Here is a 16,055-nt window from a genome sequence, read left to right as displayed (position 1 = left end):
AGACAAGCTTTCTTCATCGAAAGCTCGTCTTTATGATACTATATTTTTTTCAAAAAAAGATTATGACATTAAACCTTTTCTTCTTTGTACAAATTGGATCGCATTTTGAACCAATCAAACAAGTGGGTCGTGATGACCTTCAGGACGGCATATGTTGGAATCGCGACAATGATGCCGACTACGCTGAACAATTTACCTGCTGTTAATAGAACAAAAATAATCGTGATCGGATGGATATGAAGGTTTTTCCCCATGACCTGAGGTGAAATAAATTTCCCTTCAATGAGCTGAACCACTGTCCAGACAATGATGAGTTTTAAAAGCATCACTGGTGATGTCACAAGCGCAATCACAATCGCTGGTGTAATCGCAATCGTTGGACCAAGGTAAGGCACCACACTTGTACATGCCGCAATGATTGCCAGCAGCAACGCATAGTCAAGTCCAATAATCAGATAACCGATTAAAAGAAGAACACCAATACAGAAGCTGACAATGATCTGTCCGAGAATATAAGAGCTCAGGCGATGGTTCATTTCGTGAAGCACAATATGTGTATGATCTCTAAACTTATTCGGAATAAATTTCAGGAAATAGTCAGGCAATTTTTTACCGTCTTTTAATAAATAAAACAGAATGAACGGAACGGTCACGATCGAAATGATGATTTCGGTGAGCGCCCCTAAGAAAGTCCCCACTCCGGTAAAGGTGCTTTCCAAAATCTTCGTCGCTTGACTTGACGCTTTACTCACCAATTCAGAGACGTTAAAATTCATCGCTTTCTGCGCTTGATTAATAAAGTTGCTTCCCGTTAGTTGGCGAATCTGTTCTTCTACCGTATCAACATATTTCGGAAGGTTATGAAACAGACTCATCGTTTGTGCTTGTAAAAAAGGAATAATAGACACAATGGTCACTGTAATGATACCAATAATGACAATATATAAAAGCAAAATTGAAAAGATCCGTTTGACTCTAAACCTCTCTAACAAGTTGACAATCGGATTTAATAAATAATACACGACCCCCGTTAAAATAATCGGTAAGGCGATGGTTTTGACGAGTACAATGAGCGGTGTGAAAATAAAAGATGTTTTCATGAAAACAAGGATATTCAATCCGATTAATAGCAGGACGAGTAAAAAGAGAACAAACTTGTTATCAAGAAAAAATTTTCTAAATCGACTGCTCCACATTTGCATAGAATTCATATCGTTCCTCCAAACTCGGGCTATTTTATTAATAAATTGTACACTATCTGATCATGATATGGTGGTCATTGTTTCAGCTTTTTTTCCCATTTCGCAATGGACATCGCCCATATAATGAGAATCGGCTGTCCAATAAGCCTTATCCATAGCAAGGCCTGCTCTGTGCTTTTTTGACCTGGAAATGGAATTCCCTCTCGTGCAGCAAATAAGTTTGCAGGGAAAATGAGTACAAGATAGACAGCCATGATTTTTGCTGCTGCAATCCTGACATTTGGCAAAAGCAGCAAGACAGCCAGCAGCCATTCAAGGCATGCAGTCGCATAGACTATCACATATGGAAATGCCCAGCCTGGCATCATACGGGCAAAGCCGCTCGGCTCTATCACATGAAAAATACCGGCTGCTATGAATAAAAGCGCAAAGACGTATGTACTTCCTATATGCAGGGTGCGCTTCATGTTCGTTTCCTCCTCTCCCTTCTATCAGAGTATTACCCGAATGAAGGAAGAAACTACCCACTTTTCGTACATTTATATCCTTTATGTAAGACGCATCAGCCTATATAAAGGTTTCATCCGCTCTTCAATAAAAAGAATGTTCTTTCATACAAACGCTTTCAAAGGATGTATAATCAGAGAAAAGCAGAAGGAGGGAATGACATGATTCGATTTGCTGTCATCGGAACGAACTGGATTACAGATCGATTCTTACAGGCCGGTGAAGGAGCAGCTGATTTTACATGTACAGCCGTCTATTCACGGTCCGCTGAAAAAGGCCAGGCATTTGCCGAAAAATACGGGATTGATACAGTTTTTACGAACTTACATCAAATGGCGGAAAGTGATGCGTTTGATGCCGTGTATATTGCAAGTCCAAATGCCCTTCATAAGGAGCAGGCCATGTTGATGATGGAGCACCAAAAGCACGTTTTATGCGAAAAACCATTCGCCTCTCACCGAAAAGAAGTGGAAGAGATGATTGCTGCAGCGAAAAAACATCAAGTGTGTTTAATGGAAGCGATGAAAACGACATTTCTGCCAAACTTCCTGCAAATCAAACAGCATCTTGATCAGCTCGGGCCCATTCGGCAAGTGGTCGCTCATTACTGTAAATATTCCTCAAGATACGATGCTTACCGAAATGGCGAGATTCCAAATGCTTTTAAGCCTGAATTATCGAATGGTTCTTTAATGGATATCGGTGTGTATCTTGTCTACCCGGCGATCTATTTATTTGGTCTGCCGAATCAAATCACCGCGAGAGGCTATAAGCTTTCTTCTGGTGTAGATGGGAGCGGCTCTGTCCTTTTACAATATGACGGGCATCAAGCACTCCTTTTCCATTCTAAAATTTCAACGTCTCATTTATCTGCGGAAATTCAAGGAGAGGACGCCACGATGTTGATTGATCAATTCCACCGTCCTTCGCGTATCACGATCCACGATCGTCAAGGACATCAAACCGATATCTCTCTCAAAGATGATCAGCCAGCCATGTATTATGAAATCTGTCATTTTATTGAGTGTATTCAGCAAGGAATGGGTCAGTCTCCAGTCAATACATTTGCCTTATCTGTTCAAACCATGTCCGTCATGGACGAGGCGAGAAAACAAATGGGTGTGATGTATCCTGCCGACAGACAAAATGAATGGGGCATGAAATGATAAACAAAGGCGAACATGATGTGCAAGTTCGCCCTTTGTTTTTTGTTTCGGATCCTTTGTTTATGTTGCCGCTAACACATCCGCAAATGCTTTCACATATGGAGGGAGATCCGGCGGACGTCTGCTCGAGACGAGGTGGCCATCTGTGACGACTGCTTCATCAAACCAGTCCGCTCCAGCATTTGTCATATCATCTTTAATACCAGGTGTACTTGTTACTTTTTTGCCTTGCAGGATTCCTGCTGAAATCAGCACCCAGCCAGCGTGGCAAATTTGCCCGATTGGTTTTGCCTTTGCATCAAATGAACGAACGATGTTTAACACTTCTGGATAACGGCGCAGTTTATCTGGTGCCCATCCACCAGGGACAAGCACAGCATCATATTCATCCGCTTGAATGGAATAAAAATCTGCATCAGATACAGCCGGCACACCGTATTTTCCGATGTACTCATGCTTTGCTTTTTCTCCTACAAGATGCACAGTTGCCCCTTCTTCTCTTAAACGCAGAACCGGATACCATAGCTCTAAATCTTCAAAATCATCACTGACAAACGCAATGACCTTCTTATCTGATAAACGCATAACATCTCTCCTATTCTTTCGATTTCCTCTATTGTACGAGATGACCTCTTAAAAAGAAAAGCGGTTCCCCTTGAGGAGAACCACTTGATCTTATTCGCTGATCTTGAATTTTTTAATTAAATCACGTAATTCTTCCGCCATTTGGGAAAGAGTCGTAGATGAAGAACTAATCTCTTCCATAGAAGCAAGCTGTTCTTCAGCAGATGCGGCGATATCTTGGATGCTTGCTGAACTCTCTCGTGATACATCTGCAATTTCATTCACCGCTTTAGAAATTTGCTCAGATCCTTTTGAAAGTTCGCGTACTGTTGTATTCATTTCATTGATTCTTGTTGCGATTTCCGCTGTTTGCAGATTAATTTGTGAGAAGCTTTCTTTCGTTTGATCTGTAATGGAAAGACCATTCTTCACTTCTTCATTCACTGATTTGAACATATTTTGAGATGTTTCGATTTCAGATACGATTTCTTTCACAAGCTTTTCAATCTCTTTTGCTGAATCCGATGATTGAACTGCAAGTTTACGCACTTCTTCTGCGACAACAGAGAAGCCTCTGCCTGACTCACCTGCACGTGCTGCTTCAATGGCAGCATTGAGTGCAAGTAAATTCGTTTGATCCGCAATGCCGTTAATCACGCCTAGGATGTTTGTGATATCTTTTGATTTATGCTCCAGCCCGTTGATCACCCCTTCAGCTTCTTTCACTGAATGGTCGATCGTCTTCATTTGGCCAACGGTTTGCTCCACAAGCTGCCCGCCTGATTCCGCGACTGTTTTTGATTGAATAGATGACGCTGTGATGACATCAGACGTTTCTGCGACTTCGTTCAGTCCTTCGTTCATTTGTTTTAAATGAGACGCACTTTGTTCCACCATTTCGCTTTGATTTTCGTTGCCGTTTGAGAATGATTCAATAGATGATGTAATATGTTCGGTTGCTTTTGTTGTTTGACCTGCACTTGCCGTCAGTTCTTCAGATGAAGAAGCCACGTTTTCTACAGATGTTTGTACAGCTTGGATGACATCTCTTAATGACTCACTCATTTCATTAAAGCTTGTGCCTAGCTGTCCAATTTCATCTTTTGACCGGACATCAATTTTTTCTGTTAAATCTCCCTCACTGATCTTCTTCGAAGAGGAGACAAGAGTGGAAAGTGGTTTTGTAATGGAACGGATGATCAAGAAGATCAGAATCCCGCCAATGATGAGCGCGCCTGCTAAAATGATAGCGGCCATGTTAAAGACTGGCTGTGCAGCTTCTTCTACTTCACTGACAAACATCGTCCCGACAATTTTCCAGCCAGTTCTCTTGTTTGTGGTGAACTCCATTTGCTTTTCTTTTCCTTCAAACATATAGCTCATAGCTCCGTTATCTTGTGAATACAGTTTTTCTAACCATTCACCACCAGATATTTTTGTTCCCGCTTTTTTCTTTGGATGCGCCACATATGTGCGATCTGGACTTCCAATAAATGCATAGCCATGTTTCCCAATGTTAATGCTATTGGACTCTTTAACTAGATTCGCAATGTCTAGGTTCATCGCGATAACGCCTGATCCATCCTCTAGTTTTTTAGAGATGGTCACCACAAGCGTACCGGTTGACACCGTTGCATATGGTGCTGAAACAGACAGCTCCCCGTTTTTCGCCCAGCCGTCTTTATACCAATCCCGCTCCGTTGCGACATAGTCAGCAGGCATTTTTTTATTAGGATATCTTGAAAACACTTTGCCATCACTTGAAGCGACAAAAATGCCTTCTGTGTCATCATTCATACTCATGAACTGCTCAAAGCGCCCTTGAATATCGGTCGTTCCTTTTTGCTTAAGCTTTTTCTCCGTGATCCATTTGCTAAAGAAATCGGCTGCGTCTGTTTTCACTTTTACAACCTTCGTAATATTTTTATCTAGCTGCTCTACGTTCTCCTTGGCGCTTTGCATGATTTGATCATTTAATGAGGTGCTCGCCGTATGATATGAAGAGAATGCCAATACAATGATTGGGCATAAGAGAATAAATAAGAAAGAGAATACGAGCTTTTTTGAAATAGATGGCTTCCTGAAATACTGTATGAATTTCATAAAAAAGAAAACTCCTTTTAGTAAGATAGTATATATATCGGAAGTACTACTAGGTTGTTTACTTTTTTAATTTATTAAAGTCTAAATAAGTCCAAAACACCCAAATTATATGCATCGAATGGAAAAACACCTGACGTCAAAACGTCAGGTGCTTCCCTATATCTCTTACATTTTAAATTGTTTAATGAGCTCTCTTAGCTCTTCTGCCATCTGAGATAACGTGGCAGAGGATGAGCTGATCTCTTCCATAGATGCCAGCTGTTCTTCTGCGGATGCTGCGATATCTTGGAAGCCTGCGGAACTTTCTCTTGAAAGCTCTTTGATTTGATTCACCGCATGTGAAATATCATTTGAGCCATGCGAGAGTTCTTTGGCGGTTCCGTTCATTTGTTTCATTTGTTCTGTCATTTCTGATGTTTTATCGGTGATTTTCTCAAAGCTGACTTTCGTTTCATCTGTAATGTTTAATCCAGCTTGTACTTCACCTGCTACTTGTTTAAACATTTTCTGTGACTTTTCAATTTCCTCCACAATCTCGTTCGTCAGGCTTTCAATTTCCTTTGAAGAGCTTCCTGATTGCTCTGCCAGCTTACGAACTTCTTCTGCAACAACAGAGAAACCTCTGCCTGCTTCTCCTGCCCGAGCGGCTTCTATCGCAGCATTTAAAGCAAGGAGATTGGTCTGGTCAGCAATGCCGTTAATGACACCCAGAATGTTCGTAATATCCTTTGATTTCTGCTCTAAGCCTTGAATAACAAGCTCTGCTTCTTTCACTGCCTGCTCGATGGTTTGCATTTGACCTGCTGTTTTTTGAACGAGTTCTCCACCAGCCTGAGCCGTTTTGCTCGAATCAATCGACGATTCCATCATATGTGAGGTCGTATCGACCATATGGGATAAGCTGCGATCCATTTCGTTCAACTGGACTGAGCTTTTTTCGATCATATCATTTTGGTGTTCAGTGCTGTTTGAGAACTGTTCAATAGACGATGTGATATGCTCAGTCGCTTGGGTGGTCTGTCCTGCACTTGCTGTTAATTCTTCAGAAGAGGCGGCCACATTTTCAATGGAATTCTGAACAGCTTTAATGACGTGTTTCAGCTTTGCTGACATCTCGTTAAAACTCTGCGCAAGCTTCCCGATTTCATCGTGCGTACGAACTTCAATATGCTGGGTCAGATCACCCTGACTGATTTTCTCAGCCGATTCAGAGAGCTCTATCAGTGGCTTTCGAATCGATTTAATAATAAAATAAATCGCGATTCCGCCTATGGCCATCGCAGCTGCCAGTATGATCATTGTTAAGTCGAGAACTGGCTGTGCAGCTTCTTTGACTTCGCCCGTATACATTGTTCCAGCAAGCTTCCAGCCTGTTGCTTCATTTGTGTCAAAAAACATTTGCTTCGGCTTTCCATTGTATTCATATTTGAAGCTGCCTTGTTTTTTATCATACAATTTCGAGATGAAATCACCTGTCAATTTCGCCCCAGGCTTGTCTGTTTTATGGGCAATATAATGCTGATCTGCAGTCGCGACAAACGCATAGCCTTCTTTGCCAATTTTGATGCTGTTTGTATCTTTCACGATCGTGTTCAAGCGCACATTGATCCCAATCACACCAGAACCATCTGCTAATTGTTCTGATATTGTGATGAGCAGGTCATCTGATGATTTGCCGACAAAAGGATCTGAAATGATGAGTTTCTCATCTCCCATCGATTGTTGAAACCACGATTCGTTTTTTGCGCTCGAGGCACTACCTTTGTGAATCTTGGAATATTCGGTTAGTTTACCATTTTGATCTGCAATGAATACTTCCACCACATCTTCATCTGTTTCCGATAATTGCTCTAATTTCACCTTGAGTAAATCCTTGTTTTTAGAAGCCAATTCACTCTTTTTCACCGATTTGGCTAAATAGGAAACGATATCAATTTTAGGCTGTACATCTTTATTAATGAGTTCGTTTAATTGCTGAACACCATTTGCAGCACTAGACATAATCTCATCATTGAGAGACTTTGAGGCCACTTCATAAGAAAATGCTGCCAATACGAGAATTGGCACTAGGAGAATCGCTAAGAATGCAGTAATTAATTTCTTCGACATTGTAAAGTGCTTAAAAAAGTTGATTTTTTTCATGACTCTACTCCTTTTGAATTATGATTTGTGGTCTTTCCCTTCTATTCTTAGGTAATACGAATTATTTTTCAAGACTTAATGTTCTTAAATTAATCAAAAAGAGTAAATTAACCTATTTCTTTTGATTCACTCAATCAAAAAGAGCCCTCTAGCTGAAGGGCTCTTTTCATTATGTCTATTCGACTTTAAATTTGCTGATCAAATCACGCAATTCTTCTGCCATTGATGAGAGCGTAGCAGAGGATGAGCTGATTTCTTCCATTGATGCCAGCTGTTCTTCCGCTGAAGCCGCAATGTCTTGAATGTTTGCGGAGCTTTCACGTGAGACGTCTGCAATCTCACGGACAGCCTCTGACACATGGGCAGAGCCATTTGAAAGCTGGATAACCGTTTGATTCATCGTTTGAAGCTGGTCAGAAATTTCTTTTGTCATTTCGAAAATATTATGGAAGCTGACTCTTGTTTGTTCAGTGAAGCTTAAGCCTGATTGAACTTCTCGATTCACCGCAGTGAATACTTCCTGTGATACATCGATGTCTTGAACGATCTCTTTAATCAAATTCTCGATTTCTTTCGCCGAATTGGCTGATTGAACAGCCAGTTTTCTTACTTCTTCTGCTACAACGGAGAAGCCTCTGCCAGATTCCCCAGCTCTTGCTGCCTCGATTGCTGCATTTAGCGCAAGTAAATTCGTTTGGTCAGCGATTCCATTGATGACACCTAGAATTTGTGTAATGTCTTTTGATTTACTTTCAAGAGCGCTGATGACATTCTCTGCTTTTTTCACGGACTGATCAATCACATTCATTTGAGAAGCGGTTTTTTCCACAAGCTGTCCGCCTTCCCCTGCGATATCTGTTGATTTGATCGATGAAGCAGTAATGGATTCAGCCGACTCATTCATGTGCTGAAGGCCTCGGTTCATTTCTTCTAACTCGTCTGAGCTGGATTCGACTTTGTCATTTTGACTTTCATTTCCATTGGAGAATTGTTCAATGGATAGTGTAATATGCTCTGTTGCTTTACTTGTTTGCCCTGCGCTGGCGGTCAGTTCTTCTGATGAAGAAGCGACATTTTCGACCGAGGTTTGGACGGCACCAATGAGGGTTCTTAATGAGTCAATCATTGTATTAAAGCCTTTCCCAACTTGGCCAATTTCATCATCTGATTGGATCTCAAGCTTATCGCGCAAATCACCTTCGCTGACTTTTTTCGAGAAGCGGGCAAGGTTGGATAATCTTTTAGATATAGAGCGGACGATAAAGAAGATAAGGGTACCTGCTACGATAAGTGTCACACTGAACACAATAATGGCTGTATTGAAAACGGGCTTTGCTGCATCTTCTACTTCTGATACGAGCATCGTTCCACCGATTTTCCAGCCGGTTAATTCATTGGTCACATACGCAACCTTTTTATCTATTCCTTTGAGTGTGTAGCTGCCGTTTCCTTCTTTGTTTTTAAAAATAATATTCGCCAGATTCTCATTTACCTGACTTCCTGGCTTTTGGGTCGGATCTGCTAAAACTGTTTTATCCTTCTCCATGATAAAGGCATAGCCTTTTTGCCCAATTTTGATTTCTTTTAATTTTTGCAGTAGGGTGTCAATTTCTAAATCAATTCCAATAACACCTGAACCATCTTTCATTTTTTGAGTAATGGTGATGACCATTTTCCCTGTGGAGGCTGCTACGTATGGTTTTGTGATGACTTGTTTGCCGTTTTCTGCATTGAGTGCCTCTTGATACCATGGACGCTCTCTTGGATCGTAGCCATCAGGCATCTTTTGAACAGGATATTGCATAAACAATCCCTTTTCGGAGCCTGCATAGATAGCAGAAACATCTTTTTCATTAATTTTTCCAAATTGCTGCAATTCTTTAATGGTCGCATTTCTATTTTTTTCTTGAAGATTAGACGCTTTGAGTGTATCTGTAAACAGGGTCACAGCATCTGCTTTGTTTCCTATATTCTCATTGATTAAGGTATCAAATGCATTGACTTGACTCATCGCACTGCCCATAATCTGTTTGTCTAGCTCTGTCTTTGATGTAAAAAATGCACTAATTGTCAGTGCAGTGGTTGGCAGGATAAGGACTACCAAAAAGGCAATAATTAATTTTTTTGAAATGGATGGTTTTTTTAACCATTGGATCATTTTCCCCATTTTCTCTTTCCCCCTTTACTTCTCTAAAGTTATTATCGGATGAAAGGTTTATTTTTACAGGCTGAAAACGATGTTTAAACATAAAAAAAATACCCAGACAATTCTGGGTATTTTTTCATCATTTTTTAATCAATTTTAAATTGACTTGTGAGCTCTTTTAGTTCCTCTGCCATGTTAGCAAGTGTCACAGAAGAAGATGAGATTTCTTCCATAGATGCCAGCTGCTCTTCAGCAGAAGCCGCAATGTCCTGAATGTTTGCCGCACTTTCTCTAGAGACTTGGCGCATCTCCTGCATAGCTTGTGAGACAAGCTTTGAACCGCTCGATAGATCAATCGCTGTATCGTTTAATTGAGTCAGTTTTTTCGACATTCCTTCTGCCGCCTCATAAATGTTCTGGAAGCTTTCTTTTGCTTCTTCTGTCATACCGAGTCCTGCATGTACTTCTCGATTGACCGTTTTGAACATATCTTGAGATTTAGCAATTTCTAACACAATTTCTTGAATGAGCTTTTCAATTTCTTTCGCTGAATCTGCGGATTGGACAGCTAGTTTTCTCACTTCTTCTGCAACGACGGAGAAGCCGCGTCCTGATTCACCTGCTCTTGCTGCTTCGATGGCTGCATTTAGCGCAAGTAAATTCGTTTGATCTGCAATGCCGTTAATAACATTTAAAATGCTCGTAATATCTTTAGACTTGTATTCTAATTGTTTCATGACTTGTTCTGCTTCTTGTACAGATGTATCAATATGTTTCATTTGGCTCGCTGTGCTTTCAACAATTCGGCCGCCTTGACCAGCCGCCTCTGTCGATTGAAGTGAGACAGCAGCCACTTCTGATGACGTATGTGACATGTCTTGTAATCCTTCATTCATTGCCACAAGCTGATTCGTACTAGATTCGACTTTCTCGTTTTGTGCTTCATTTCCATTTGAAAATTGTTCAATCGACATCGTGATATGCTCGGTTGCTTGACTTGTTTGGCTGGCACTTGCCGTCAGCTCCTCGGAAGCGGAAGCCACATTGTCGACAGATTGCTGTACCGCTCGAATGACGTCACGGAGGGATTCACTCATTTTGCTAAAGCTTCTTGTCAGCTCTCCTATTTCATCCTTCGATTTGGTTTCAAGGGTTTCGGTTAAATCCCCTTCACTCACTTTGTTTGAGAAATCAACAAGCTTTCGAAGTCCAATTGTGATGGATCGAACGATAAAGAAGATCGCAACGCCGCCAAGGATAAATGAAGAAATTAAAAGAATAATGGCAGAATTCCAAACTGGCTGTGCTGCTTCTTCTGTTTCTGCTACAAACATCGTTCCAGCAATTTTCCAACCTGTTAAATCATTTGTCACAAAAACAAGACGCTTTTGTTCTCCTTTATTCTCATAAGTTGACGTTCCTTCTTTTCCGCTGTAAAGGATAGATGAAATATTTTCAGTGACCTTAGATCCTGACTTTTCTTCTGGATGAGCCACAATTTGTTTGTTTTTATTCGCAATAATTGGATATCCTTGTCGTCCAATTTTAATCGCTTTTATTTTATCGACAATGTCTTGCACATCAATGTCAATTCCGATCGCTCCCGACCCGTCCTTCAGACGCTGGGCAATCGTGACAACCATGCCGTTTGTTGTGGCCGAGATGTACGGATTGGTAACAACTGGATTACCACTCTCATCCTGCATAGCTAGTTGATACCAATCACGCGTTGTTGGATCATAGCCTTTTGGCATGTCTACTTTAGGAAACTGAATGAAATCACGCTTTTTACTTGCTGCATAAAAGCCAACCACATCATCTTCATTGATTTTACTGTATATCTCGAAATGCTCATACAGTTCGTCCTGGTTGTTCTTCTTAAAGTCTGCAGCAGTAGATGTTTCAGTAAAGAGTTTTACTGCGTTTTCCTTATTGATAAGCTTTTGCTGAATCATGTCATTCAGTTCATTGACTCTTGTGTTTGCTCCGTACATGATTTCATGATCTAATTCTTCTTTGGCAATCTGATATGAAATCGTACTGAGTGTAATAATTGGCAAGACAAGAACGAGCGTGAATGAAATAATCAGTCTCTTAGAAATCGATGGTTTTTTCAACCATTTTATTGCATTTTTCATGTTTTCCCTCCTTTTAAACGATATGTTATATATCGGACATCTTCATATTATTTTCATGTTTTTCAAATAAAAAGGATGCCTTTTTGTTTATTTTCACAAATTGATTCCTTGCCCAAGCACCCTGCATACGCTAATACAAAAGGGGGCGCTTTTCATATGATTATCCTTTCAGGACAGCCAGTGACAAATGAGCAGCTGGCTTCATTTCAGCTAGAGGGACAAAAGCGGATCATTTTGATGCAGTTACAAGCCTCAAATGATACGTTCCGCTACAGGCAAGCATCTGATTTGTTATTTGAGGTCACATTGAGATCGAACATTATGAATGCTGCAAGAGATTTGCATAAAAGTGGTGCCTCATTTGCCATCTTCCAAAAATCTCGTGCAAATGATGCCTTTTGGCGTGTATCGGAAGCAGGAGCACTAGAGCTGCGCTATCAAGTGGAACCATCTAGAGGAATTAAAGACATTTTTGAAAATGGCTCACAATATGCATTTGAATGTGCCACAGCCATTGTGATCATATTTTATATGGGGGTCTTGCAAACGGTAGGAGACGAGAAGTTTAACCGAAGGCTTCGCAGCTTAACCCTGTATGACTGGCATTATGATACATTGTCGATTTATACAGAACGCGGGAATGACTTTATCTATGGGGATTGCTTATATTTTGAAAATCCAGAGTTTAGCTATCAGCAGTCACAGTGGCGCGGGGAAAATGTGATTTACTTAGGAGAAGATCAATATTACGGACATGGACTTGGGATTTTAACAGCGGCAGAAATTATCGACAAATTGAATAAGAGAAGGCGGCCAGGTGCTGTTCAATCTGCTTATCTATTGCCGCAGACCACCCGGATGGATGTGATTTATCTCAGGCAAATGTTTGGCAGCTAAAAAAAGCCTCTTGTCTATTGGTTATGACAAGGGGCTTTTGTATGCCTTGCGTTTACGATAATCTTGCAGCGTGCCAAGCATCGTGTTCGCAAGGATCTCCATTTTTTCTAAGTCTTTTCTTGTGACCGGCGGATCGTGCCGGCTCCATTTTACGTAACGAACAAAATAGTAATGACGAATGGGCGTAAGGACGGCAGGAGAGTGCGGAAATTCATCAAACCAAAATTCAATTTGTCCTTTTTTTCGGTATGAATGCTTTAAGATGCCCATCCTTTCACACCACCCAACATGATGTTATATGTGCGTCAGTTCATGCATGATCTCCTCAACAGTTAAAATCGAGTGAATACGGCTAACGCCCTGTCCTGCCCAAAGAGCCATTTGATCAGGGTTTCCTGCAGCCGCGGCTGCTTTTCGCATCGGTGTCGTCCATACATGCTGAACCGGATAAGGAAGAACCCTATCTTCATTCTGTCTTTCTTCCTCCATCCACTGATTCACAATTCCTCTTGCTCTTTTCCCAGAAAAAAGCCTCGTGATCTTCGTTTCACTGCTTTCTGCCTGTAAAATCGCCTTTTTGTATACGTCTGCCGCAGCACTTTCCTGGCTGGCTAAAAATCGTGTGCCGATTTGAACCGCATCCGCTCCAAGCGCTAGAGCGGCTTTCACACCTGCTCGTTCTGTGATCCCGCCTGCGGCGATCAATGGCACATGACAGAGCGGCTTGACGTCAGAGATCAGACTAAAGAGTCCCACCAGGGCATCTCCTTTTGCAGGTAAAAAGGTACCTCGGTGACCCCCTGCTTCACTTCCTTGCAGAACAATAGCATCCATCCCTTTTTCCTCTAAAAGCAGTGCTTCCTCTTTTGTTGTGGCGGTTCCAATTAAAAAGATCCCCTTTTGTTTTAAGCGATGAATCGTTTGTTCATTTGGACAAGCGAAGGTAAAGGAAACGACCGGTACGTCTTCTTCCAGAAGAATGTCGATTTTCTGTTCAAAATCATCCCACAATTCCTCTTCGCTCGGCAGCCTATCAGCTGCTGGACATGCAGGCAGTCTCTTCTCCCAAAATGCCACATCCTCTTTTTTGACTTCAGGAATTGGCTCTGGTACAAATACATTGACCTGAAACAGGCGAGTTGTCAGCTGTTTGACCTGTCTGATCTGCTGCCTCAAATTGTCAGGCTGCACATATCCACTTGCCAAACTGCCAAGTCCCCCGTACTGTGAAACAGCGGCTGCCAGCTGCGATGTCACGGCTCCTCCTGCCATTGGCGCTTGAATAATTCCATATTTGATTTGCAGTAATTTCGTGATATCTCCCATTTATTTCCCCCATCTCTTATTCGTTTGAAGACACCTGTATATAAAAATGGCGATGTCTCGGCCCGTCAAACTCACAGAAATAGATTCCCTGCCACGTGCCAAGTACAAGATCACCATGATTGATGCGAACATGCTGCGTAGCACCCATATAGCTCGCTTTCATATGTGCGGCTGTATTTCCTTCCATATGGCGGTCATTCGGAAGTTCCCACGGAAAGACTTCGTCAAGCCGGCGGAGCATATCTCGTTTCACATCCGGGTCCGCATTTTCATTAATGGTCATCCCTGCTGTCGTGTGAGGACAGTAGATAATGACGGTTCCGTTTTGAATACCTGTTTCCTTGACATATTGATGGATCTCGTTCGTCACGTCGATCATCTCATCGCGTCTGTCTGTTTGTACATTGATTTTTTTCATATGAGCGGCTCCTTTTTGTCATTTCTATAAAACCTTACCCTTTTTATGTGAAATAAATCACTGCTTATCGGCAGAAGGCATTCTCTTACCTAAAGTTTACCAACTAAAAAAACCTCGTCAAGTGTTACGAGGTTTTTAGAAAAAGTGAACCTTTTTGATTTCAATGGTCCGAATATGATGGTCTTCTGCATCTATGATGGTAAATTCACAGCCTTCTGCTTCAATCGTATCTCCAATCTCAAAATCAAATTTATGTGTCATCATCCAGCCAGCAATTGTATCAACATCATCATTCTCAATGGCTAAATCCAATAAATCATTTACTTCATCAATCAAGGCTTTCCCATCCATTACATAGTGGAAGTCACCTTTTTTGACGATATGAGGTGTTTCATCTTGATCATATTCATCCCGAATTTCGCCCACGATTTCTTCTAAAATGTCCTCTACTGTGACAAGTCCGGCTGTTCCTCCATATTCGTCTACGAGCACTGACATATGAATTCGTTCCTTTTGCATCAAAATGAGCAATTCTTGAACAGGAGTACTTTCAATCACCCGAATCACCGGACGCATTAAGTCTTCAATCGTCACATCTTGATTCAGGAAGCTCGCCTTAAACACATCTTTGCTATTGATGACACCAATCACATGATCTTTGTCTTCTTTAATAACAGGGTAGCGTGTGTATCTTTCGTTCAGCATATAATGCGTCATGTCTTCAAGCGTCTGTTCAACCTCTATGGCTGAAATTTCTGTACGAGGGATCATGATCTCTCTCGCCACCCGGTTATCAAATTCAAAAATTTTATTCACATATTTGTACTCAGATTGGTTAATTTCGCCCTTCTCATAGCTTTCAGATAAAATGAGACGCAATTCTTCCTCACTGATCGCCACTTCATGTTCTTTGACAGAATGAAAACCGAATAATTTCACAATGCCTCGTGCCGCCCCATTTAATGCTTTAATAAACGGGTACATGACTTTATAGAAAAAGATGAGTGGCTTTGCTGTCACAAGGCTGACGGCCTCTGCCTTTTGAATGGCAATCGTTTTAGGCGCCAGTTCTCCCACAACGACATGTAAAAACGTAATGATCACAAATGCGATGATAAATGATAGGATGTCGGTTAATGCGGAATGAAGCCCTAATTCCTCAAACAGCGGATGCAGAAAATGCTCCACCGTCGGCTCGCCCAGCCACCCTAAGCCTAAAGCGGTGATGGTAATTCCGAGTTGACAGGCGGATAAATATTCGTCGAGATTTGATATGAGCTTTTGTACGTGGATGGCTCTCTTATCACCGCTTTCAATCAGCTGATTGATTTTAGAGCCTCTAATTTTCACAATCGCAAATTCAGTGACAACAAAAAATGCTGTCGCAGCAATGAGTAATATGACTAAAAATATGTTTAAAATATACAAAAAAACCCTTACCTAACA

13 protein-coding genes and 4 pseudogenes are annotated in these 16,055 nt (G+C 41.3%); 2 read left to right on the top strand and 15 right to left on the bottom strand.

The window, feature by feature from the left end; genetic code table 11:
- Positions 1 to 68 precede the first annotated feature (68 nt).
- Both C6348_RS15395 and C6348_RS15390 read right to left on the bottom strand, forming a co-directional pair.
- Complete coding sequence (locus C6348_RS15395) at positions 69 to 1,211, bottom strand: AI-2E family transporter (protein WP_034659761.1); 1,143 nt, start codon at positions 1,209 to 1,211, stop codon at positions 69 to 71.
- Between the two features lie 65 nt (positions 1,212 to 1,276).
- Positions 1,277 to 1,669 carry a DoxX family protein gene (locus C6348_RS15390; protein ID WP_106043655.1) on the bottom strand — a complete coding sequence of 131 codons (393 nt, stop codon included), beginning with the start codon at positions 1,667 to 1,669 and terminating at the stop codon, positions 1,277 to 1,279.
- Positions 1,670 to 1,870: 201 nt separating this feature from the next.
- On the opposite strand from C6348_RS15390, the gene C6348_RS15380 reads away from it, so the two are divergent.
- Entirely contained in the window at positions 1,871 to 2,875 is a 1,005-nt protein-coding gene (locus C6348_RS15380; RefSeq protein ID WP_106043654.1) for a Gfo/Idh/MocA family protein, read from the top strand.
- 60 nt (positions 2,876 to 2,935) lie between these two features.
- On the opposite strand, the gene C6348_RS15375 is transcribed toward C6348_RS15380, so the two are convergent.
- The 9 genes and pseudogenes from C6348_RS15375 to C6348_RS19275 form a co-directional block, all read right to left on the bottom strand.
- Complete coding sequence (locus C6348_RS15375) at positions 2,936 to 3,460, bottom strand: type 1 glutamine amidotransferase domain-containing protein (protein WP_106039136.1); 525 nt, start codon at positions 3,458 to 3,460, stop codon at positions 2,936 to 2,938.
- Positions 3,461 to 3,550: 90 nt separating this feature from the next.
- The gene (locus C6348_RS19310) at positions 3,551 to 4,504 is read right to left on the bottom strand and encodes a methyl-accepting chemotaxis protein (RefSeq protein ID WP_376745187.1); all 954 of its coding nucleotides are present in this window, start codon (positions 4,502 to 4,504) and stop codon (positions 3,551 to 3,553) included.
- Positions 4,496 to 5,542 (bottom strand): annotated as a pseudogene (locus C6348_RS19305) (HAMP domain-containing protein); the annotation flags it as partial. The gene C6348_RS19310 and the pseudogene C6348_RS19305, both read right to left, overlap by 9 nt.
- A gap of 165 nt (positions 5,543 to 5,707) precedes the next feature.
- The gene (locus C6348_RS19300; protein ID WP_411266111.1) at positions 5,708 to 6,655 is read right to left on the bottom strand and encodes a methyl-accepting chemotaxis protein; all 948 of its coding nucleotides are present in this window, start codon (positions 6,653 to 6,655) and stop codon (positions 5,708 to 5,710) included.
- Positions 6,650 to 7,543, bottom strand: a pseudogene (locus C6348_RS19295) (HAMP domain-containing protein); the annotation flags it as partial. The pseudogene C6348_RS19295 and the gene C6348_RS19300, both read right to left, overlap by 6 nt.
- A gap of 316 nt (positions 7,544 to 7,859) precedes the next feature.
- Positions 7,860 to 8,810: a methyl-accepting chemotaxis protein gene (locus C6348_RS19290; RefSeq protein ID WP_374955724.1), complete on the bottom strand. Its 951-nt coding sequence runs from the start codon at positions 8,808 to 8,810 to the stop codon at positions 7,860 to 7,862.
- Positions 8,805 to 9,695: pseudogene (locus C6348_RS19285) on the bottom strand (cache domain-containing protein); the annotation flags it as partial. The pseudogene C6348_RS19285 and the gene C6348_RS19290, both read right to left, overlap by 6 nt.
- 281 nt (positions 9,696 to 9,976) lie before the next feature.
- Positions 9,977 to 10,804, bottom strand: coding sequence for a methyl-accepting chemotaxis protein (locus C6348_RS19280; protein ID WP_407060619.1), 828 nt, complete (start codon positions 10,802 to 10,804; stop codon positions 9,977 to 9,979).
- 114 nt (positions 10,805 to 10,918) lie between these two features.
- A pseudogene (locus tag C6348_RS19275) lies at positions 10,919 to 11,785 on the bottom strand (cache domain-containing protein); the annotation flags it as partial.
- 339 nt (positions 11,786 to 12,124) lie between these two features.
- Between C6348_RS19275 and C6348_RS15350 the strand changes: the two are divergent.
- A complete protein-coding gene (locus C6348_RS15350; RefSeq protein WP_106043650.1) occupies positions 12,125 to 12,865 on the top strand; it encodes a protein-glutamine gamma-glutamyltransferase in 741 nt (246 codons plus the stop codon).
- Between the two features lie 21 nt (positions 12,866 to 12,886).
- Here the strand turns inward: C6348_RS15350 and C6348_RS15345 are convergent, their stop codons facing one another.
- The 4 genes from C6348_RS15345 to C6348_RS15330 form a co-directional block, all read right to left on the bottom strand.
- Positions 12,887 to 13,135 carry a hypothetical protein gene (locus C6348_RS15345; protein WP_106043649.1) on the bottom strand — a complete coding sequence of 83 codons (249 nt, stop codon included), beginning with the start codon at positions 13,133 to 13,135 and terminating at the stop codon, positions 12,887 to 12,889.
- Positions 13,136 to 13,159: 24 nt separating this feature from the next.
- On the bottom strand, positions 13,160 to 14,191 hold the full coding sequence (locus C6348_RS15340; RefSeq protein ID WP_106043648.1) for a nitronate monooxygenase: 1,032 nt from the start codon (positions 14,189 to 14,191) through the stop codon (positions 13,160 to 13,162).
- Between the two features lie 16 nt (positions 14,192 to 14,207).
- On the bottom strand, positions 14,208 to 14,609 hold the full coding sequence (locus C6348_RS15335) for a secondary thiamine-phosphate synthase enzyme YjbQ (RefSeq protein ID WP_106043647.1): 402 nt from the start codon (positions 14,607 to 14,609) through the stop codon (positions 14,208 to 14,210).
- Between the two features lie 135 nt (positions 14,610 to 14,744).
- Positions 14,745 to 16,037, bottom strand: a complete 1,293-nt coding sequence (locus C6348_RS15330) for a hemolysin family protein (protein WP_106043646.1) — start codon at positions 16,035 to 16,037, stop codon at positions 14,745 to 14,747.
- Positions 16,038 to 16,055: the final 18 nt, after the last annotated feature.

The sequence above is a fragment of the Bacillus sp. YBWC18 genome, assembly GCF_002998775.1.
Lineage (GTDB): Bacteria > Bacillota > Bacilli > Bacillales > Bacillaceae > Bacillus.
The sequence above is the reverse complement of the archived record's forward strand: the minus strand, read 5'-3'. Positions and strand labels throughout refer to the sequence as shown.